We start from the raw sequence: 18,505 nt of genomic DNA, 5'->3' as shown, positions 1-18,505 counted from the left end.
CTCACTTGAGCCGCCGCGCAGGCCGGGCATTTCCTTCCGGCCTGTGACGCGGCAGCCCTTCCACGGTTCGCCGGTCATCGGCTAAACCGGTGACGATCCAGGCGGATCGGCATGTTTGGGGAAGATCGGGAATGCGGCACGAGACGCGGCCGGTGAAGGCGGAGACAGCAACGGGCGCGCGCCGGCGTGCGGTGCGCGCGGGCCTCGCGCTGCCGCTCGCGCTTCTGCTCGCCGGCTGCACGACGCTCGGCGGCGGCCTGGAGGAGCTGGCGAACGGCGCGGGCACCGAGTCGAGCCTCGTCGCGCCCGTGCGCCGCGATCCGGTGACCTTCGAGGCCGTGCAGTCCAACGACCCGCAGTCGACCATCGGCAAGTCGCAGCATCCGCGCATCCTGGCGGCCTATGGCGGCGCCTATTCCGACCCCAAGCTCGAGCGGATGCTCGCCGGCATCGTCGGCAAGCTCAACGCCGTGTCGAGCGATCCGGGCCGCGCCTACTCGATCACGGTCCTCAACTCGCCCAACATCAACGCCTTCGCCCTCCCCGGCGGCTATCTCTACGTGACGCGCGGCCTGCTGGCGCTCGCCAACGATTCGGCCGAGGTCGCGGCCGTGCTCGCCCACGAGATGGGGCACGTGAAGGCGAACCACGGCATCGAGCGACAGCAGCGCGAGGAAGCGGCGGAACTCGCCGGCCGCGTCGTGACCGAGGTCCTGGCGAGCGACACGACCGCGGCACGCGCGGCGCTCGCGCGCGGCCGGCTCAACCTCGCCAGCTTCTCGCGCAACCAGGAGCTCCAGGCCGACGCCATGGGCATCAAGCAGACCGGCGACGCGGGATACGATCCCTACGCCGCCGCGCGCTTCCTGAAGGCGATGGATTCCTTCTCGTCCTTCCGCAACGCGTTCCAGGCGAGCAATCCGAACCTTGACTTCCTGGCCTCGCACCCGGCCGCGCCGCAGCGCGTCGATCTCGCCCGCCGCCATGCCGCCGTCTTCGGGCCGCCGGGCACCGGCGTCACCGATCGCGACCGGTATCTGGCCGGCATCGACGGCATGCTGTTCGGCGACACGGCGTCCGAGGGCTACGTGCGCGCGCGCACCTTCTTCCATCCGGGCCTCGGCATCACCTTCACGGTGCCGGAGGGCTTCGTGATCGACAACACGGCCGAGGCGGTGCTCGCTACCGGGCCCGGCGACACCGCGATCCGCTTCGACGGCGTCGCCCTTCCGGCGACCACCTCCTTGACGGACTACATCCAGAGCGGCTGGGTCGGCGGTCTCGACGCGGCGACGATCCGGCCCTTCCGCATCGGCGACCTGGAAGCCGTCTCGGCGCAGGCCGTGGGCGGCTCCTACGTCTTCAACGTCACGGTGATCCGCGCCGGCAGCCAGGTCTATCGCTTCCTGACGGCCCTGCCCGCCGACACCGCGGCTCGCCTGCCCCGGATCGCCGAGAGCATCGCCGGCTCGTTCCGCATGCTGCGGCCGGAGGAGCGCGAGCAGTTGAAGCCGCTTCGCGTGCGCATCGTCACCGCGCGCGCCGGCGACACGGAGCGGTCGCTGGCCGACCGCATCCAGGGCGTCGACCGCAAGGTGGAGATGTTCCGCCTCCTGAACGATCTGGAGGACGGCTCGGGCATCCGGACCGGCGAGCGCTACAAGATCATCGCGGAATAGCCGGTTTCATCATCAGGGGCCCACCACGAAAAAGGCCGCCTCGCGGGCGGCCCTTTTCTCCTTGGCTGGGGCAGGGTTCAGGCGATGAACGCCGCCTCGTCGGGATTGGCCTGGAGCAGCGCCACGCGCAGCTTCTCCATCGCCCGCGTCTCGATCTGGCGCACGCGCTCCTTCGAGATGCCGAGCTTGGAGCCCAGAGCCTCCAGCGTCGCGCCGTCGTCCTGGAGGCGGCGTTCGCGGATGATCTTCAGCTCGCGCTCGCTGAGAACGCCCAGCGCCGAGCGCAGCCAGACCACGCGCCGCTCGTCGTCGATCGAGGCGGACACCATCTCGTCCGGCAGCGGATCGTTGGAGACGAGGAAGTCCTGCCGGTCGGCCGAGCCGGATTCGTCCTCCATCAACGGCGCATTGAGCGAGGAATCGGGGCCCGACAGGCGCGAATCCATCAGCGCGACATCGCCTTCGGAAACCTTCAGCGCGGTCGCGATCTCGCGGTACATCTCCGTGCTGGAGATGCTCTCCGTGCCCTGGTTGAGGCGTGCGCGCAGGCGGCGCAGGTTGAAGAACAGCGCCTTCTGCGCCGAGGACGTGCCGCCGCGCACGATCGACCAGTTGCGCAGGATGTAGTCCTGGATCGAAGCCCGGATCCACCACGTGGCATAGGTCGAGAAGCGCACCTCGCGCTCCGGCTCGAAACGGGCCGCCGCCTCCAGGAGGCCGACATGCCCTTCCTGGATCAGATCGTTCATCGCGAGCCCGAAATGACGGAACTTCGCGGCCATGGAGATCACGAGGCGCATGTGCGCGGAGGTGATCCGGTGAAGGGCGGCCTGGTCCTGGTGCTCCTTCCAACGCACCGCGAGTTCGTATTCCTCCTCACGCTGCAGGTAGGGGGCGGCCATCGCAGCTTGGATGAGGTGACGACGCGTCGATTGGGATTTCATGGGCCCGGACCTTCCATGTCACGCATGAACGCGATGAGTTTCGACACGGCGTTTCCAGAAGGAAACTGTGCCACCGAACCGGAAACGGGCGGCCGGGCCGAACGTTCCCGCGATGGGAAAGTTTTTTCGGCGAAATAGGCAAGCCTCGGCCAAGGAAAGGGGAGAGTCAGAAAAAGTGAGGAATCGGCGGGAGATCGATCTCGACCGCTTGACGATCTCTAGCACTGCCGCAGGGCAAAGAAAAGCCGGCCGCTGAAACCAGCGGCCGGCGATCGGCGTCTCGCGAAGTCCGGGACGGTCAGGCGGCCTGCTCGGCCTCGACGTCCACCTCGTCCTCGTCCTCAACATCCGCGTCATCGGCGGTCTTGGGGCCGCGCTTCGGGCCCTTGTTGAGGTTCACCTCGATGAGGCGAACGGCCTCGGTCTCGCTCACCTCGTTGACGGCGGCCAGTTCGCGCGCCATGCGGCCGAGGGCCGCCTCGTAGAGCTGGCGCTCCGAGTAGGACTGCTCGGGCTGCGACTCGGCGCGGTAGAGATCGCGCACAACCTCGGCGATCGAGATCAGGTCGCCCGAGTTGATCTTCGCGTCGTATTCCTGGGCGCGGCGGCTCCACATGGTGCGCTTCACGCGCGCGCGGCCCTGCACGACCTTGAGCGCACGCTCCACGAAGTCGGTCTCGGACAGCTTGCGCATGCCAACCGATTCCGCCTTCGCGACCGGCACCTTCAGGCGCATCTTGTCCTTCTCGAAGTCGATCACGAAGAGTTCGAGCTTCATGCCCGCGACCACCTGCTCCTCGATCGCAACGATCTGGCCGACGCCGTGAGCCGGGTAGACGATGCTCTCGCCGGTCTTGAAACCCTGGCGCTGGGAGGTCTTCTTCTGACTGCTCATACGCTTCATAAACTCCCTGTTGTGCAGAGCGGGGAAGATCGCTATGCACGAAACGACCCAAGGGTCGCGGATTGAGCATCCCGGTTCGGAGGCCGGCCGCAGCCCGGAACTTCGGGAACCCCCTTCGCAAACCCCATCGGCGCCCGGAATGAGCGCTGGTGGACGGGGCGAACGGGAGGAGAGCCTTTCAGAAGCACCATGACGCCGGAACAGGTCTCGCGACCTTCATCCGACGTTCGACTGTTGCACAAATAATACCCTATCGCGCTGGAAATTTCAACCGACTTACGCATATGGCTGCGGTCGGCGAAGCGCGTCCCAGGATCGCGTCGCATCGCGACATCGCGCACACACGCGCAAAGGTGCGACGCACGCCCGTCGCGTGCGTCGGCAGGGACTCCCCCGAAGAGCGGGCGGCGTCAGTCGCCCTGGCCGGGCTCGGCGGAGAAGAACTTCTCGAACTTGCCTTCGACCCCGTCCATCGCCTTGGCGTCGTCCGGCGGATCGCGCTTCACCGTGATGTTGGGCCACTTCTCGGCGTACTCGGCGTTGACCTTCAGCCAGTTGTCGAGATTGGGCTCGGTGTCGGGCTTGATCGCTTCCGCCGGGCATTCCGGCTCGCACACGCCGCAGTCGATGCATTCGTCCGGATGGATGACGAGCATGTTGTCACCCTCGTAGAAGCAGTCCACCGGACACACTTCCACACAGTCCATGTACTTGCAGCGGATGCAATTGTCGGTGACGACATAGGTCATGGCGAATTCCCGGAACTGATGGCCCGCAACGTGGCAACAGTGCGATGGTTGCGGATCGAAGCCGATCCGGCCCCCACGGGACCTGGAACCGCTCCAAGGGCGGAGGTATCGCCTAGCCCGTGCGGTTGCAAGAGCGAGAAAAGGCGCGACGAGGCCGATCCGGGGAATGTCTTTGCGCGGACGGGTCGTCCCGTCAGCCGTCCTCGGCTGCGGCCGGCGGCACGGCGTCGGTGCGCGGCGGCGTCAGGTCCTGGAACAGGAGCGCGGCCTCGGGCGCGGGGCCTCGCCGCTCGCCCGAATCCAGCACCTTGAGGACACGGACCCGGTCATGGATGGAGATGGTCAGCACGTCGCCCGGCCTCACCAGCCGGGCGGCGTGCGAGATCTTCTCGCGGTTGACGCGGACCGCGCCGGACACGGCGAGCTTTTGGGCGAGACTGCGCGATTTGACGACGCGCGCGAAGAACAGCCATTTGTCGATGCGCTGCTCGCCTGCCGCCATGCGCCCTCGCCGTCCCTACTTGCCGAGCTTGTCCTTGAGCGCCGCCAGCTTGGCGAAGGGCGAATCGGGATCGATCGGCTTGTTCGCCCGCTCCGGCCGCCGCGCGTCGGGCGCCGGGCGCGATCCCTCGCGCTCCTTGCCGAAGGGGGGACGTCCGCCCCGTCCCTGTCCACCGCGATCCTGTCCGCCGCGATCCTCGCGGCGCTCGTCGCCCGCTCCGTCGCCGCGCTCGCGTCGGCCCCGGCCCGGCTTGCCGCCGTCGCGGCGCCCGTGCCGCGCCCCGCCGCGCTCGCCGCCGGCCTCGCCCGCGGCCCCGTCGCCGCGCGCGCCCGGCCCGCGCCCCTGCGGGCGCTGGTTGCCGCGCCCCTGCGGCCGGCCGCCACGCCCCTCGCCGCGCGAGGGCTTCCACAGGAGAACCATCTTGACCGGCTCGGCCTCGGCCGCGCCCTCGGCGGCGGCAGGCGTGGCTTCGATGGGCTCCGAGGCCGGCTCGACCTCGGCCTCCGTCGGAGCGGACTGCGTCGCAGTCGCCTCGGCCTCGGCAATCTCCGCCGGCGCTTCGGCCTCCTCCGCCACGGCGGGCTCGACCACGGCCTCGGCCTGCGCCTCGTCGGCCCCGGCGGCAGGCGCTTCGTCGGCGGGCGCTTCGTCGGCGGTCGACGCGACCGCGGCGGGAGTCTCACTGGCCACCTTGGCGGCCTGCGCCTCATCCTGGCGCGCCAGTTCGGCCTCGACCTCGGTCTGGGGCAGCGCGTGCGAGCGGTAGCCAAGCCCTTTCAGGATCTCGTCCATGTCGTCGGCGGTCGCGCCGAGGATCGACATCATGGCCGGGGTGACGATGAACTCGCGCCCGTTGAAGGCGCCGTCCGGGCGCTTGGCGGCACCCGGCGTCCAGGCGAGAGCCGGACGAATGAGGTCGGCCAGGCGCTCCAGGATGTCGACCCGCACCGCGCGGCGCCCGAGCGGACGATAGCCCGACAAAGCGTAGAACACCGGGTCGAAGCTCGGGTCCGGCGCCACGGAGGTGCGCCCGGTGGCGAGAAGCTGCGTCACCTCGCCGAAGCCCGCCTTGTCGCGCCCGTCGTGGGCGATCGACCAGAGGAGCGTCATCAGCGCGGCCGGGGCCGGCTTCACCAGCGCAGGCACGAAGATGTGGTAGGCGCCGAAGCGAACGCCCAGCCGCCGCAGCGCGGCGCGCGCGTCCTGGTCCAGCCCACGGACCTCCTCGGCGACGTCGCGACGCTGGAGAAGGCCGAAACTCTCGTAGAGGCGATACGCGATGCCGCGCGCGGCGCCCTCGACGCCCTCGGCATCGCGCAGGTCGGCCAGCGGCTTCAGGACGGTCGAGACCTGGTAGGTGACGAAACGCTCGGCGCGCTGGGCGACCTTGTCGCGGGCGGGGCCCGCGAGTTGCTCGTCGGCGAGCAACACGACACGCGGCTTCAGCGGGTCGTCGCCCGCGGCGAGCGAGGCCACCGGCGCGCCGAGCCAGCGCACCAACGCATCGGAGCCGATCGCCAGGTCGCCGTTGGGCGCGTTGGCGAAGCGCTCGGCGCGCTTGTCGTACTCGCCGCCGAGCGCCTTCTGCGCGGCGGCGCGCACGGCCTTGGCATCCGGGCCGTCGGACTTGGTGTCCGGCGTGAACCTGAACCCCTGCAGCTCACCGACCTCGTGGCCTTCAACGCGCACGGTGCCGTCGCCGCCGATTTCAGCTTCCATGAATGCGCTCTCTCTCAGCCGCCTCATCAGAACGCTTGTCCTGCGATCTACGAAGCGTTTCGTCAACCGCTCGTGCAACGCGTCAGACAGGCGGTCTTCGATTGCCTTGGTCTTTTCCTGCCAGTGTGTCGGATCCGCCAGCCAGCCGGGCCTGTGCGAGATGTAGGTCCAGGTTCGGATTTCCGCGATCCGCTGGGACAGGGTATCGATGTCGCCCTCGGCAAGATCCGCCCGCCGGACCTGCTCGGCCATGTAGTCCTCGGCCACGTGGCCCCGCCGCACGAGGTCGGCATAGACGGAGGCGATGATCTCGGCATGCTGCGCGGGCGCGATGCGCCGGTAGTCCGGCAGCTTGCAGGCCTCCCACAGGAGCTCGACGTTGCGGGCGCCGACCGCCTTCGCCATCACCGCGTCGTCGCGCGACAGGAACTCCAGCGCGCGCTGGTCGACGGCCGGAAGCGAGCGGGCGAGGTCGGAGCCGGAGGGTGGCGCGTCGAGGCTCGCCCGCAGCGCCTCGACGGAGGCGAAGTCGAGCGCGCGAGAGCGCCATTGCACCACCTTCACCGAGGCGAAGTCGTGCGCCTCGATCGATTCGGCGAGATCCTGCGGCAGGGGATCGACGCGGCCGGTGACGCCGAACGTCCCGTCGCGCACGTGGCGCCCGGCCCGGCCGGCGATCTGGCCGTATTCGGCGGGATTGAGCTGGCGATACTGGTATCCGTCGTATTTCCAATCCTGCGCGAAGGCGACGTGGTCGACGTCGAGGTTGAGCCCCATCCCGATCGCGTCGGTCGCCACCAGAAACTCCACCTCGCCGTTCTGGTAGAGTTCGACCTGGGCGTTGCGCGTGCGCGGACTGAGGGCACCGAGCACCACCGCCGCTCCGCCCCGCTGCCGGCGGATCAGCTCGGCGATCGCATAGACCTCCTCGGTGGAGAAGGCGACGATGGCCGAACGGCGCGGCAGGCGCGTGATCTTCTTGGAGCCGGCATAGAGGAGCTGCGACATGCGCGGGCGCGTGACGCACTGGATGCCCGGCAGGAGCCGCTCCAGCACGCCGCGCATGGTGGAGGAGCCGAGGAGCAGCGTTTCCTCGCGCCCGCGCGCGTGGAGGATGCGGTCGGTGAAGACGTGGCCGCGCTCCAGGTCGGCGGCAAGCTGCACCTCGTCGATCGCCACGAAGGCGGCGCCCGGCTCGCGCGGCATCGCCTCCACCGTGCAGACCTGGTAGCGCGCGTTGGGCGGCTTGATCTTCTCCTCGCCGGTGATCAGCGAGACCGCGCCGGCGCCCACGCGCTCCACGACGCGCTGATAGACCTCGCGCGCCAGGAGCCGCAGCGGCAGGCCGATGACGCCGGACGAATGGGCGACCATCCGCTCGATCGCGAGGAAGGTCTTGCCGGTGTTGGTGGGGCCGAGCACGGCGGTGACGCCGTGCCCCCCTGCCCCGGCTTCGGAGCGGCGCGTCGGCTTGGCGGGGAAGTGGCTGTCCATCATGATCGCACCATAGGTGGGACGGGATGGACGAAACGCAAATCCCCGCGTCCGGCGCGTCAGCGCACGTCGATGACGTCGCCGGTGCGCGCGTCGAGGATCACCGTCATGTCGTAGCCGCGCCGGTCGGCGCCCTCGACGCGGACGGTGCGACGCTGACGGAACACGTCGTCGATCTCGCGCATGCCTTCCGAGCGCGCGATCCGTGCCGCCTCTCGCTCGGAAATGCCCGGCGGGGGGCCGCGCGGCGGCGGCGGCGGCCGACGGTCGCGGTCGTAGTCCGGCCCGCGACGATCGTCGGGCAGGACGCGCAGCCCGTTGGTCCCGAGTTCCAGCGTCTGCGAAAGGGCGGGCGCGCTGGCGGCCACGAGGCAGGCGGCCAGAGCGAGCGAAAGGCGCAACGGTTTCGTCATGAAGGTCCCGTGAAACGACGTCCCATGGCCGGCAAAATTGTTCGCCTCCGTGGCGGCTTCAAGACGAAGCGCGGTCCAGACGCGAAAAAGGGCGGACCGCCGAGGCGACCCGCCCTTTGCCGATACGGTCGCGGTGCCGATCAGCGGACGCCGATCACGTCGCCGCTGCGGCGGTCGATGTCGACCTGGATGTCGTCGCCGCGACGATCGGTGCCGATCACGCGGTACGAGCGGCTGGTGCGTCGCACGTCGTCCACCTCCCGCACGCCCTCGGCGCGCGCGATGCGCACGGCGTCACGCTCGCCGATCTCGCGGCCACGGCGGTCGTCGCGTCGCATGTCGTCGCGGCGCATGTCGCTGTTGCGGCTGTTGGGGTCCACGAGGCGGACGCCGTCGCGGCCGATCTCGATGCCCTGGGCCATGGCGGGCGCGGCGCTCGCGATGGCGGCGGCCGCCAGGACGGCGATGGTCAGATGCTTGCGGATCATGAGAAATCCTCCACGAAGAAACAAAGGCGCCGTATCGTCCGAAGAATCGCGCGCCCGATATCGCGGGGAAAAACACGGGAGGACCGTTTCGGTTCCTCCCGCGCCTCGGTCACGACGCTGCGAGGGTCAGTGGAAGTACTGGCCGCCGTTGATCGTCAGCGTCGATCCGGTGATGAACCCGGCTTCGTCGGCCACGAGGTAGAGGACGCTGCGGGCGATCTCCTCCGGTTCGCCGAGGCGACCGACCGGAATGTGGGGCAGAATGCGCTCGGCCAGCACCTTCTCGTCGATCGCGCGCACCATCTCGGTGCCGATATAGCCGGGGCAGATCGCGTTCACGGTGATGCCGGCGCGCGCGCCCTCCTGCGCCAGCGCCTTGGTGAAGCCGATGTCGCCGGCCTTGGCGGCCGAGTAGTTGGCCTGGCCCGCCTGCCCCTTCTGGCCGTTGATCGAGGAGATGTTGACGACGCGCCCGAACTTGCGCCCGCGCATGCCCTCCCAGACCTGCCGCGTCATGTTGAAGAGGCCCGTGAGGTTGGTCCCGATGACCTGGCCCCACTGCTCCGGCGTCATCTTGTGGAACATCGCGTCGCGGGTGATGCCGGCGTTGTTGACCAGGATGTCGACGGGCCCGAGCGCCGCCTCGACCCGGGCGATGCCCTCGCCGCAGGAGGCGTAGTCCGAGACGTCCCAGCGGAACACGTCGATGCCGGTCTCCGCCTTGAAGGCGTTCGCCGCGTCCTCGTTGCCGGCATAGTTGGCGGCCACCTTGTAGCCGGCGTCCTTGAGCGCCTTGGAGACCGCGGCGCCGATTCCACGCGAGCCGCCCGTCACGATCGCAACTCTGCTCATGCTCTTCCTCCCTGAATGGATGCCCTGGATAGGCCCGCGCGGGCCGGAACCGGCCAAGCGGGGATGCGCGGAGGCGCGCCGGACCCCGGCGAGGGGGTCCGTGCGAGCCGCCGGATGCGATTGTCGAAGAGGAGACCGGCCCCGCGGCCCGTCGGCGAGGGTGGGGCCGGCGGAAGGGTTCTCAGCCGCGCTCGAAGCACATGGCGACGCCCATGCCGCCGCCGATGCACAGGGTCGCCAGACCCTTCTTGGCGTCGCGCCGGGCCATCTCGAACAGGAGCGTGTTGAGCACGCGCGCGCCCGATGCGCCGATCGGATGGCCGATCGCGATGGCGCCGCCGTTGACGTTGACGATGTCGGGGTTCCAGCCGAGATCCTTGTTGACCGCGCAGGCCTGCGCCGCGAAGGCCTCGTTGGCCTCCACGAGGTCGAGGTCCTCGATGCGCCAGCCCGCCTTCTCCAGCGCCTTGCGCGAGGCCGGGATCGGGCCGGAGCCCATCACCGCCGGGTCGACGCCGACCGTCGCCCAGGACACGATGCGCGCCATCGGCGTCAGCCCGCGGCGCGAGGCCTCCGCCTCGCTCATCAGCACCGCCACCGCCGCGCCGTCGTTGATGCCGGACGCATTGCCGGCCGTGACGGTGCCGTCCTTGTCGAAGGCGGGCCGCAGCTTCTGCACCTTGTCCAGCGTGGTGCCGGCCTTGATGTACTCGTCGTCGGACACCGTGACGTCGCCCTTGCGGCTCTTCCCCGTGAAGGGCGCGATCTCGTCGCGGAAGCGCCCGGCCTTCTGCGCCTCCTCGGCCTTGTTCTGCGAGCGCACGGCGAACTCGTCCTGCTCGTCGCGGGTGATCTGCCACTGGCGGGCGACGTTCTCGGCCGTGTTGCCCATGTGGTAGCCCTGGAAGGCGTCGATCAGGCCGTCCTTGAGCATGGAATCGACGAGCTTCATGTCGCCCATCTTGGTGCCCGCGCGCATATGCGCGACATGCGGCGCCATGGACATGGATTCCTGGCCGCCGGCCACCACGACGCGCGCGTCGCCGCCCGCGATCTGCTGGAGCCCGAGCGCCACGGCCCGAAGCCCGGAGCCGCAGAGCTGGTTGAGGCCCCAGGCCGTCGCCTCCTTGGGCACGCCCGCCGCCATGGCGGCCTGGCGCGCCGGGTTCTGACCCTCGCCGGCGCTGAGCACCTGTCCCAGGATCACCTCGTCCACCTCGCCGGGCTCGACGCCGGCGCGCCCGAGCGCGGCCGAGATGGCGGCGGCGCCGAGTTCGTGGGCCGGAACGGACGCGAAGGCGCCGTTAAAGGCTCCCACGGGGGTGCGCGCCGCGCCGACGATGACGATGGACTGTCCAGAAGAGCTCATGGAATGCCTTTCCTCCGCAGGATGCCGGCACGAAGCCGCGCTGGCCGGCTCATTTCTCGCAGACCCGTTTGCCGGGTGTCAAACGTTGCAGCCCTGGATTGCGTTGCCTCCCCGGGCAGTACGCGCAGCGTGCGGCGCCTGACGGATCGGGGCACGGGAAGGAAACCCCGACTGGCCTGCGGACAAACGCAGATGTGCGCCGCAAGGCGTTTGGAAACCTCGCGAAACTGTGCCTAAGTCTTCGCAGGGGCAGCACGGCCGATGGGCCGCCCCCAGCCAGCATGTGGGAGAGAGCGGATGGCGCGCAGCAACGAACCGACGGTGATCAAGAAGTACGCGAACCGGCGCCTCTACAACACCGGCACATCGATGTACGTCACGCTCGAGAACCTGGCCGCCATGGTGAAGGGCAACGAGGAGTTCGTGGTGCAGGACGCCAAGACCGGCGAGGACATCACGCACGCCGTCCTGACGCAGATCATCTTCGAGCAGGAGAACAAGGGCGGCCAGAACCTGATGCCCATCACCTTCCTGCGCCAGCTCATCCGCTTCTACGGCGACCAGATGCAGATGGTGGTGCCGGCCTATCTGGAGCAGTCCATGGCCGCCTTCCTGCGCGAGCAGGAGAGCTTTCGCGGCACCTCGGCCAATCCGCTGCAGATGATGGAGACGCAGGTGCGCCGCAACACGGAGATGTTCCGCGAGGCGATGGCCGTGTTCAATCCGTTCATGGCCAATGCGATGGGCGGTGCGGCCGACGGCGGCAAGGGTGCGGCGCCCGGTGCCGCCGCGCCGGCCTCCTCCGCGACGCCGCCGAGCCAGGACGACCTGTCGGCGATGCGCGACCAGCTCGCCGAGATGCAGCGCCGGCTGGAGGCGATGGACGCCAAGAAGGGCTGAGGCCGGCGCCTCCGCGCCGACTCGCAAGGCTCCCATCAACGACAAAGGGCCGGCGCGCGAAGCGACCGGCCCTTTGTCGTTCGATGCCGCGCGGCGGTCGCGCGGCGGGACGGATCAGGCGTTTTCCTTGACCGTCAGGATCTGCTTGCCGCGATACATGCCCGTCTTCAGGTCGATGTGGTGCGGACGGCGCAGCTCGCCCGAGTTCTTGTCCTCGATGTAGGTCGGCGCGGCGAGCGCATCGGCCGAGCGGCGCATGCCGCGCTTGGAGGGGGAGGTCTTTCGCTTGGGGACGGCCATCGGTCTCTCCGTTTAGGTCGCCGGCACGAGGTTCCGCGCGGGAGCCTCAGGCCGTTTAAGGGTTCATCTCTGGCGGGCCGGCGGCGCGACGCGCGCCCGGCCCTTCCCGAACCGACGACCGGCGCCCGACCCTTTCCTCGAGGATCGATCCTGCCCTTCGCACTGACGGGAAATCGAGGGTCGCATAGCAAACCCGGCCCGGTTTGCAAAGGGGCGGGTCTCGGAATCGCGGCTCACACCCCGTCGATGCATCCGATGTAGCCTCCCGAGGCGCGCGCCCGCGCCTCCACCGTGCCGGCGAGCCGCCGCAGCCCAGCCGAGGGATGGGCCGGGTCGCGCGTCAGCGGCGACGGCAAGGCGACCGCCAGGAGCGCCGCCTGGCGCGCGGTGAGCTGCGAGGGCGGTCTGTTGAAGTAGAATCGCGACGCCGCCCCGATCCCGTAGATGCCGTTCCCCCATTCGGCGATGTTGAGGTAGATCTCCATCGTCCGGCTCTTCGACCAGAGGAGATCGGCGTACATCGCCAGCGGTAGCTCCAGGCCCTTGCGCAGGTAGGAGCGGCTGTTCCACAGGAACAGGTTCTTGACCGTCTGCATCGGGATGGTGGACGCCCCCCGGCTCGCCTCCCCGTCGCCGATCGCCCGATCCACCACCGTGCGCATGGCGTTCCAGTCCACCCCGCCGTGGAAGCAGTACTGCCCGTCTTCCGACATCATCACGGACCGCACCAGAACCGGCGCGATGTCGGACAGCGGCGTCCATTCGCGGTCGAAGGGCTGGAAGCTGAAATGCTCGGCCAGCATCAGCGTCGAGACCGGGCGCACGAACGGCAGGCCGTAGACCGGCACCAGCACCACCGGGATGGCGGCCAGGAACAGGATCACGAACGCGGCGGCGCTGAGCATGCGTCGGATCATTCGTGTCCTGTCTTCGTGCCGGGGTGGTCGGGCCGGGGCGTCGGCCTCTCTTAGCAAAGCCTGGGAAAGCCCGGCAACGGTGCAGCTTTCCGCTTGCCGCCTCGCACGAGGATGGGCACACACGTCCTCGCGAGCGACAAGGGGCGCAACCGATGAGCCAGACCGTGGACCCGTGCTTCGAGAAGCGCCTGGCCGAAGCCGCCGCGCGGCTGGAGACGGGCCTTTCCGACGCCCTGTCCGGCACCGCGTTCCTGGTCGCCGGCGCGCCCGAGCGGCTGCTCGCCGCCATGCGGCACGGGGCGCTGGACGGGGGCAAGCGCCTGCGCCCCTTCCTGGTCGAGGAATCGGCCCGCCTGTTCGGCGTGGAGGCGAGCCGGGCGGCGCCCGTCGCCCAGGCGCTCGAGCTGGTCCACTGCTATTCGCTGGTCCACGACGACCTGCCGGCGATGGACGACGACGACCTGCGCCGCGGTCGCCCGACCGTCCATCGCGCCTATGACGAGGCGACCGCGATCCTCGCCGGCGACGCGCTCCTGACGCTGGCCTTCGGTCTGATCGCGGACGGCGCGGCACCGGGCGAGGCCGACGCCCGGCTGACGCTGATCCGCCTCCTGTCGCGCGAGGCGGGCGCGGCCGGCATGGCCGGCGGCCAGGCGCTGGACCTCGCCGCCGAGACGGCGACGCTGGACGAGGTGGAGATCGCGCGCATGCAGGCGATGAAGACCGGCGCGCTGATCGCCTTCGCGGCGGAGGCCGGCGCGATCCTGGCCGGCGCCTCTCCCGCCGATCGGCAGGCACTGCGCCGCTTCGGCGAGATCGTCGGCCTCGCCTTCCAGCTCGCCGACGACCTCCTGGACGAGACCGCCGACGCCGCGACCCTCGGCAAGGCCGCCGGCAAGGACGCCTCGCGGGGCAAGAAGACCCTCCCCGCGCTTCGCGGCATCGACTGGACGCGCGCCGAGCTCGACCGTCTGGTGGCCGAGGCCGAGGGGCTGCTCGAACCCTTCGGCGAGCGCGCGGCGACGCTGCGCGAGACGGCGCGCTTCGTCGCGCGGCGCAGCCGGTGACGCGCCCGCACGCCGGCGCGCGGGACGGCAGCGAGATCGCCGACGCCCTGCGCGAGGTGCTTCCCGTGCTGGTCGCCATCGTGCCCTTCGGCATGGTGTTCGGGGCGCTCGCGATCGACGCCGGCCTGTCCGCCGTCGAGGCCATGGGCTTCTCCGCCGCGATCTATGCCGGCGCGTCGCAGCTCGTGATCCTCCAGCTCGTCGCCCTCGGCACGCCGCTCTGGTCGATCCTGGTCGCCGTGGTCGCCCTGAACTTTCGCCACGTCCTGTATTCCGCCTCGCTGGGGCGCAAGCTCGGCCGGTTCACGGCGGGCGAGAAGGCCATGGCCTTCTACCTCCTGGTGGATCCGACCTTCGCGGCGGCGGAGGAGCGCGCGGCGCACCGGCCGCTGACGAAACGCTTCTACTTCGCCTATGCGGTGACGCTCTACGCCGACTGGCTCGCCGCGACCTATGCCGGCATCGTGTTCGGCAAGCTGATCGGCGACCAGCGCGCGATCGGACTCGACGTCCTGCTGCCGGTCTATTTCCTGGCGCTCACGCTGGGCTTCCGCAGGCGGAGCGGGTTCCTCGCCGTGTTCGCCACCGCCGCCCTCGCCTCCGTGGCGGTCTATCTGACGCTGGGATCGCCGTGGCACGTCACGCTGGGCGGCCTCGCGGGCATTCTCGCGGCGGTGGTGCGCGCGCCTGCCGAACGGACCGCGCCGTGAGCGAGATCTGGCTGCTCGCCCTCCTCGCCGCGCTTCTGACCTACGGCACGCGGGTCGCCGGCCACCTCGTTCTGTCGCGCTTCGAGCGCATCCCGCCGCGCGTCGAGGCCGCGCTCGACGCGGTGCCCCCGGCCATGCTGGTGACGATCGTCACGCCCGTGTTCGTGGACGGCGGCTGGGCGGAACGGCTGGTGATCGTCGGCGCCGGCCTCCTGTCCCTGCGCCTTTCCGTGCTCGCCAGCGTGACCATCGGCGTCCTGGCGATGGCGCTTCTCCGCCATCTCGGCGTCTAGGGCGTCCAGCCGTAGAAGACGATCGTGTCGCCGAAGCGCGGATGGATGTCGGTTCGGAAGCGTCGAAGGCCCGCCGTCTCGTAGAAGCGGCAGGCGCGCGTGTTGCCGGGCCGCGTGAAGAGCGTGAACCCCTCCGGCATCGCCCGCTTCGCCTCGTCCAGAAGTCGCCGCCCGATGCCGCCGCCGAGCACGCCCGCGCGCACGAACAACTGGTCCAGCACCCGCTCCTCCAGCTTCAGCGCGGCAAAGCCCACGATCTCGCCCGCCCGCTCCGCCACCACGATGCGGCAGTGCGGCACCAGATCGAGGCGCAGGCGCTCGCAAAGGTCCGCGATCGGCGGAAGCACCGCCGGACCGACGCCCGGAAGGCTCGCGCCCGCGTGCCAGATCGCGGCCACTGCGTCTTCGTCCCCGGCGCGGAAGGCCCGCAGGTTCAGAGCGGCATCGCCCGGATCCGCCTCCCCTCTCAACGGTTGCGCGTCACGACGCAGGAGCCGCCGACGCCTCGATAGCGGGTGCAGAACGCGTCCGCCTCGCGGCGCGAATTGGCGCCGACGCGAATGGCGGTGATGCGGCGGGGGCCGGAGATCGGCCGCGCGCGCATCACGATCGGCTCGACGCCGCCGAGCACGCCCGGATACCGGTCCTGCAGCTTGCGGTAGATGCGCACCGCGATCGCCTCGTTCGGATGGCCCGCCACCTGCGCGCCCCAGGGCCGCATCGGCGCGCTTTCGGCCATCGCGAACACGGCGCGGGTCGGCAGGATCGGCAGGCGGCGGCAGGCGTCCGGAAAGGCGAGGTCCTTGACCAGCGGGGCCACCTCCGCTTCGCGCCGCTCCTCGCGGAACCAGGCGGCCGGCTGGGCGGTGATCGACAGGACATAGTCCTCGGTCTCGAAGGGAAGGCGCCCGCCCGAGGCCATCCAGCGCTTCACGCGGTTGATGCCGCCGTTGTAGGCCGCCGCCGCCAGGCCCCAGGAGCCGAGCTCGGCGCGCAGGTCGCGCAAGTACTGCGCCGAATGGCGCAGCGCCTCGACCTTGTCGTAGGGGTCGGCAAGGCCCCGCTCCCTGGCCGTGTAGGGCATGAACTGGGCGATGCCCTGCGCGCCGACCGGCGAGCGGGCCCCTTCGTCGAAGCGCGACTCCTTCCAGATCAGCCGGGCGAAGAAGTCGGGCGCCATGCCGACGGCGGCCGCGTTCTCGGCGATCAGGTCGCAGATGCGGCCGACGCGCGGGTCCGCCTTCGGCTCGGCCGCCGATGCCGTGCCGAGCCCGAGCGCCACGCAGGCGACGGCGACGAGCCCGGCCCGGCCGATCATTCCGCCGCGGCGGGCCGCCCAAAACGGCGGTCGATATAGGCGAGCACCATCTGGTGGAACTCCTGCGCGATGTTGGCACCGCGCAGCGTGGCGACCTTCTCGCCGTCCATGTAGACGGGGGCGGACGGGACCTCGGCGGTGCCGGGCAGCGAGATGCCGATATCGGCGTGCTTGGACTCGCCCGGCCCGTTGACGATGCAGCCCATCACCGCCACCGACAGCGCCTCGACGCCGGGATAGCGCTCGCGCCATTCGGGCATGTGGACGCGGATGTCGTTCTGGATCGTCTCGGCGAGTTCCTGGAACAGCGTGGACGTGGTGCGTCCGCAGCCGGGACAGGCCGCCACGATCGGAATGAACTGCCGGAACCCCATGGTCTGCAGAATCTCCTGCGCGACCTGCACCTCCTTGGTGCGGTCGCCGCCGGGCTCGGGCGTCAGCGACACGCGGATCGTGTCGCCGATGCCCTCCTGCAGGAGGATGCCGAGCGCGGCCGAGGAAGCGACGATGCCCTTGGAGCCCATGCCGGCCTCCGTCAGCCCGAGGTGCAGCGCATGGTCGGTGCGGCGCGACAGGTCGCGGTAGACCGCGATCAGGTCCTGGACGTTGGAGACCTTGGCCGAGAGGATGATGCGCTCGCGAGCCAGCCCCGTCTCCTCGGCGAGCGCCGCCGACAGCAGCGCCGACTGGATGATCGCCTCGCGCATCACGGCGCGTGCGCCGAGCGGCTGGGCGAGCCTGGAGTTCTCGTCCATCAGGCGCGTCAGGAGTTCCTGGTCGAGCGAGCCCCAGTTGACGCCGATGCGCACCGGCTTGTCGTGGCGGATCGCCATTTCGACGATCTCGACGAACTGGCGATCCTTCTTGTCCTTGAAGCCGACATTTCCGGGATTGATGCGGTATTTCGCAAGCGCGGCGGCGCAGTCGGGATGGTCGGCCAGGAGCTTGTGGCCGATATAGTGGAAGTCGCCGACCAACGGCACGTCGACCCCGAGCCGCAGGAGACGGTCGCGGATACGCGGCACGGCGGCGGCCGACTCGTTGCGGTCCACCGTGATGCGCACGATCTCCGACCCCGCCTTGGCGAGCTGGGCGACCTGCGCCACCGTGGCGTCGACGTCGGCCGTGTCGGTGTTGGTCATCGACTGGACCACCACCGGCGCCGGGCCGCCCACCTCGACGCCGCCCACCTCGACGCCCACGGTGCGGCGGCGCGGCAGGGGATCGGCCAGAACCGGTTCGACGGGTGCTTGTAGCGTCATCGGGGTCCGTCTCAAGGATCGCGGGGGGCCGGGCCCTGCGGCCGGCCCGGTTTGGAGCGTGGATCGAGGCCTATATCGCCGTTCGCGCCACGCAAGAAAAGGGGATCATCGTGTCGCGGCCATGACGGGGACCCGCCGGGGGATTGCCGCCGGCCCCGGACGCGCCTATCCCGACGGCCGTCCTCCCCCTCCTCGGAGCTCCGATGACGCCCGGCGCCGCGCTTGCCCTGTTCGCACTTCTGATGATGGTCGGGCTCCTGCCGGTCTGGCCCTGGTCGCGCGGCTGGAGCTTCCGGCCGGCCATCGCCTTCGGCGTTCTGTTCACCCTCGTGGTGATGGCGTGGGTCACGGTTCTGATCTGAATCGCGGCGACGGCGTGGCGAAATTGCGGAACCAGGGAGCGGTCACCTCGTTGTGATGTCGTTCAGTCCCGCGTTCTGTGGAGTTTCCCATGTCTCTCGGCACCATCCTTCTCGTCATCCTGATCCTGCTGCTGATCGGCGCCTTTCCCGGCTGGGGCTATTCCCGCTCCTGGGGCTACGGGCCGAGCGGCATCCTCGGCGTCATCCTGATCGTGGTCCTGGTCCTGCTCCTGCTCGGACGGATCTGACCCCGGTCCTCGCGA

Annotated in this window: 21 protein-coding genes; 7 read left to right on the top strand and 14 right to left on the bottom strand. The window is 70.0% G+C overall.

From position 1 onward, the window contains the following. The first annotated feature begins 131 nt into the window (after positions 1 to 131). Positions 132 to 1,679: a M48 family metalloprotease gene (locus tag D3218_RS12825; protein WP_119540479.1), complete on the top strand. Its 1,548-nt coding sequence runs from the start codon at positions 132 to 134 to the stop codon at positions 1,677 to 1,679. Positions 1,680 to 1,756: 77 nt separating this feature from the next. On the opposite strand, the gene D3218_RS12820 is transcribed toward D3218_RS12825, so the two are convergent. The 9 genes from D3218_RS12820 to D3218_RS12780 form a co-directional block, all read right to left on the bottom strand. Beyond that, positions 1,757 to 2,623 carry an RNA polymerase factor sigma-32 gene (locus D3218_RS12820; protein WP_119540478.1) on the bottom strand — a complete coding sequence of 289 codons (867 nt, stop codon included), beginning with the start codon at positions 2,621 to 2,623 and terminating at the stop codon, positions 1,757 to 1,759. Between the two features lie 298 nt (positions 2,624 to 2,921). Beyond that, positions 2,922 to 3,527: a CarD family transcriptional regulator gene (locus D3218_RS12815; protein WP_168990506.1), complete on the bottom strand. Its 606-nt coding sequence runs from the start codon at positions 3,525 to 3,527 to the stop codon at positions 2,922 to 2,924. A gap of 410 nt (positions 3,528 to 3,937) precedes the next feature. After that, positions 3,938 to 4,276 (bottom strand): ferredoxin FdxA, encoded by a 339-nt coding sequence (gene fdxA / locus D3218_RS12810; protein WP_119540476.1) that lies wholly within the window; start codon positions 4,274 to 4,276, stop codon positions 3,938 to 3,940. A 193-nt stretch (positions 4,277 to 4,469) separates the two neighbouring features. Next, positions 4,470 to 4,778 (bottom strand): RNA-binding S4 domain-containing protein, encoded by a 309-nt coding sequence (locus D3218_RS12805; RefSeq protein ID WP_119540475.1) that lies wholly within the window; start codon positions 4,776 to 4,778, stop codon positions 4,470 to 4,472. A 15-nt stretch (positions 4,779 to 4,793) separates the two neighbouring features. Continuing rightward, positions 4,794 to 7,991, bottom strand: coding sequence for a helicase-related protein (locus D3218_RS12800; protein WP_119540474.1), 3,198 nt, complete (start codon positions 7,989 to 7,991; stop codon positions 4,794 to 4,796). A 59-nt stretch (positions 7,992 to 8,050) separates the two neighbouring features. Beyond that, complete coding sequence (locus tag D3218_RS12795; RefSeq protein ID WP_119540473.1) at positions 8,051 to 8,404, bottom strand: PepSY domain-containing protein; 354 nt, start codon at positions 8,402 to 8,404, stop codon at positions 8,051 to 8,053. Positions 8,405 to 8,544: 140 nt separating this feature from the next. Next, positions 8,545 to 8,892: a PepSY domain-containing protein gene (locus tag D3218_RS12790; protein WP_119540472.1), complete on the bottom strand. Its 348-nt coding sequence runs from the start codon at positions 8,890 to 8,892 to the stop codon at positions 8,545 to 8,547. A 126-nt stretch (positions 8,893 to 9,018) separates the two neighbouring features. Continuing rightward, positions 9,019 to 9,744, bottom strand: a complete 726-nt coding sequence (phbB, locus tag D3218_RS12785) for an acetoacetyl-CoA reductase (RefSeq protein WP_119540471.1) — start codon at positions 9,742 to 9,744, stop codon at positions 9,019 to 9,021. Between the two features lie 181 nt (positions 9,745 to 9,925). Beyond that, a complete protein-coding gene (locus D3218_RS12780) occupies positions 9,926 to 11,113 on the bottom strand; it encodes an acetyl-CoA C-acetyltransferase (RefSeq protein ID WP_119540470.1) in 1,188 nt (395 codons plus the stop codon). A 297-nt stretch (positions 11,114 to 11,410) separates the two neighbouring features. Between D3218_RS12780 and phaR the strand changes: the two genes are divergently transcribed. After that, positions 11,411 to 12,013, top strand: coding sequence for a polyhydroxyalkanoate synthesis repressor PhaR (gene phaR / locus D3218_RS12775; protein ID WP_119540469.1), 603 nt, complete (start codon positions 11,411 to 11,413; stop codon positions 12,011 to 12,013). Between the two features lie 114 nt (positions 12,014 to 12,127). Here phaR and rpmF read toward each other — a convergent pair whose 3' ends face one another. Next, positions 12,128 to 12,313, bottom strand: a complete 186-nt coding sequence (rpmF, locus tag D3218_RS12770) for a 50S ribosomal protein L32 (RefSeq protein ID WP_061930396.1) — start codon at positions 12,311 to 12,313, stop codon at positions 12,128 to 12,130. 233 nt (positions 12,314 to 12,546) lie between these two features. Then, complete coding sequence (locus D3218_RS12765; protein ID WP_119540468.1) at positions 12,547 to 13,230, bottom strand: transglycosylase domain-containing protein; 684 nt, start codon at positions 13,228 to 13,230, stop codon at positions 12,547 to 12,549. A gap of 152 nt (positions 13,231 to 13,382) precedes the next feature. Here D3218_RS12765 and D3218_RS12760 point away from each other — a divergent pair, with 152 nt between their 5' ends. The 3 genes from D3218_RS12760 to D3218_RS12750 are packed head-to-tail and all read left to right on the top strand — an operon-like array spanning position 13,383 to position 15,300. Next, a complete protein-coding gene (locus D3218_RS12760) occupies positions 13,383 to 14,297 on the top strand; it encodes a polyprenyl synthetase family protein (protein WP_119540467.1) in 915 nt (304 codons plus the stop codon). Further along, on the top strand, positions 14,294 to 15,007 hold the full coding sequence (locus D3218_RS12755) for an AzlC family ABC transporter permease (protein WP_245415035.1): 714 nt from the start codon (positions 14,294 to 14,296) through the stop codon (positions 15,005 to 15,007). The genes D3218_RS12760 and D3218_RS12755 overlap by 4 nt, the downstream gene beginning before the upstream one ends. Beyond that, on the top strand, positions 15,004 to 15,300 hold the full coding sequence (locus D3218_RS12750; RefSeq protein ID WP_119540466.1) for an AzlD family protein: 297 nt from the start codon (positions 15,004 to 15,006) through the stop codon (positions 15,298 to 15,300). Before D3218_RS12755 ends, D3218_RS12750 begins: the two co-directional genes overlap by 4 nt. Here the strand turns inward: D3218_RS12750 and D3218_RS12745 are convergent. From D3218_RS12745 to ispG, 3 genes are all read right to left on the bottom strand, one after another. Continuing rightward, positions 15,297 to 15,698 (bottom strand): GNAT family N-acetyltransferase, encoded by a 402-nt coding sequence (locus D3218_RS12745; RefSeq protein ID WP_168990505.1) that lies wholly within the window; start codon positions 15,696 to 15,698, stop codon positions 15,297 to 15,299. The genes D3218_RS12750 and D3218_RS12745 overlap by 4 nt on opposite strands. Before the next feature lie 68 nt (positions 15,699 to 15,766). After that, complete coding sequence (locus D3218_RS12740; protein WP_119540465.1) at positions 15,767 to 16,618, bottom strand: lytic transglycosylase domain-containing protein; 852 nt, start codon at positions 16,616 to 16,618, stop codon at positions 15,767 to 15,769. After that, positions 16,615 to 17,880 (bottom strand): flavodoxin-dependent (E)-4-hydroxy-3-methylbut-2-enyl-diphosphate synthase, encoded by a 1,266-nt coding sequence (gene ispG, locus D3218_RS12735; RefSeq protein WP_119540464.1) that lies wholly within the window; start codon positions 17,878 to 17,880, stop codon positions 16,615 to 16,617. The genes D3218_RS12740 and ispG overlap by 4 nt, the downstream gene beginning before the upstream one ends. Positions 17,881 to 18,083: 203 nt before the next feature. On the opposite strand from ispG, the gene D3218_RS12730 reads away from it, so the two are divergent. Both D3218_RS12730 and D3218_RS12725 read left to right on the top strand, forming a co-directional pair. Continuing rightward, a complete protein-coding gene (locus D3218_RS12730) occupies positions 18,084 to 18,242 on the top strand; it encodes a DUF3309 family protein (protein WP_119540463.1) in 159 nt (52 codons plus the stop codon). A gap of 89 nt (positions 18,243 to 18,331) precedes the next feature. Continuing rightward, positions 18,332 to 18,490: a DUF3309 family protein gene (locus D3218_RS12725; RefSeq protein ID WP_119540462.1), complete on the top strand. Its 159-nt coding sequence runs from the start codon at positions 18,332 to 18,334 to the stop codon at positions 18,488 to 18,490. The last annotated feature ends 15 nt before the right edge of the window (positions 18,491 to 18,505 follow it).

Origin of the sequence: Aureimonas flava (genome assembly GCF_003583935.1) — a bacterium.
In the GTDB taxonomy this organism is placed as follows: Bacteria; Pseudomonadota; Alphaproteobacteria; order Rhizobiales; family Rhizobiaceae; genus Aureimonas; species Aureimonas flava.
Note: the sequence above shows the minus strand (reverse complement) of the source record. Positions and strands in the feature narration are given on the sequence as shown.

Excerpts from the sequence above, each read along its gene's own strand:
- D3218_RS12825 (WP_119540479.1), top strand. The coding sequence starts at position 132 with ATGCGGCACGAGACGCGGCCGGTGAAGGCGGAGACAGCAACGGGCGCG.
- D3218_RS12820 (WP_119540478.1), bottom strand. The coding sequence starts at position 2,623 with ATGAAATCCCAATCGACGCGTCGTCACCTCATCCAAGCTGCGATGGCC.
- D3218_RS12815 (WP_168990506.1), bottom strand. The coding sequence starts at position 3,527 with ATGAAGCGTATGAGCAGTCAGAAGAAGACCTCCCAGCGCCAGGGTTTC.
- fdxA (WP_119540476.1), bottom strand. The coding sequence starts at position 4,276 with ATGACCTATGTCGTCACCGACAATTGCATCCGCTGCAAGTACATGGAC.
- D3218_RS12805 (WP_119540475.1), bottom strand. The coding sequence starts at position 4,778 with ATGGCGGCAGGCGAGCAGCGCATCGACAAATGGCTGTTCTTCGCGCGC.
- D3218_RS12800 (WP_119540474.1), bottom strand. The coding sequence starts at position 7,991 with ATGGACAGCCACTTCCCCGCCAAGCCGACGCGCCGCTCCGAAGCCGGG.
- D3218_RS12795 (WP_119540473.1), bottom strand. The coding sequence starts at position 8,404 with ATGACGAAACCGTTGCGCCTTTCGCTCGCTCTGGCCGCCTGCCTCGTG.
- D3218_RS12790 (WP_119540472.1), bottom strand. The coding sequence starts at position 8,892 with ATGATCCGCAAGCATCTGACCATCGCCGTCCTGGCGGCCGCCGCCATC.
- phbB (WP_119540471.1), bottom strand. The coding sequence starts at position 9,744 with ATGAGCAGAGTTGCGATCGTGACGGGCGGCTCGCGTGGAATCGGCGCC.
- D3218_RS12780 (WP_119540470.1), bottom strand. The coding sequence starts at position 11,113 with ATGAGCTCTTCTGGACAGTCCATCGTCATCGTCGGCGCGGCGCGCACC.
- phaR (WP_119540469.1), top strand. The coding sequence starts at position 11,411 with ATGGCGCGCAGCAACGAACCGACGGTGATCAAGAAGTACGCGAACCGG.
- rpmF (WP_061930396.1), bottom strand. The coding sequence starts at position 12,313 with ATGGCCGTCCCCAAGCGAAAGACCTCCCCCTCCAAGCGCGGCATGCGC.
- D3218_RS12765 (WP_119540468.1), bottom strand. The coding sequence starts at position 13,230 with ATGATCCGACGCATGCTCAGCGCCGCCGCGTTCGTGATCCTGTTCCTG.
- D3218_RS12760 (WP_119540467.1), top strand. The coding sequence starts at position 13,383 with ATGAGCCAGACCGTGGACCCGTGCTTCGAGAAGCGCCTGGCCGAAGCC.
- D3218_RS12740 (WP_119540465.1), bottom strand. The coding sequence starts at position 16,618 with ATGATCGGCCGGGCCGGGCTCGTCGCCGTCGCCTGCGTGGCGCTCGGG.
- ispG (WP_119540464.1), bottom strand. The coding sequence starts at position 17,880 with ATGACGCTACAAGCACCCGTCGAACCGGTTCTGGCCGATCCCCTGCCG.
- D3218_RS12730 (WP_119540463.1), top strand. The coding sequence starts at position 18,084 with ATGACGCCCGGCGCCGCGCTTGCCCTGTTCGCACTTCTGATGATGGTC.
- D3218_RS12725 (WP_119540462.1), top strand. The coding sequence starts at position 18,332 with ATGTCTCTCGGCACCATCCTTCTCGTCATCCTGATCCTGCTGCTGATC.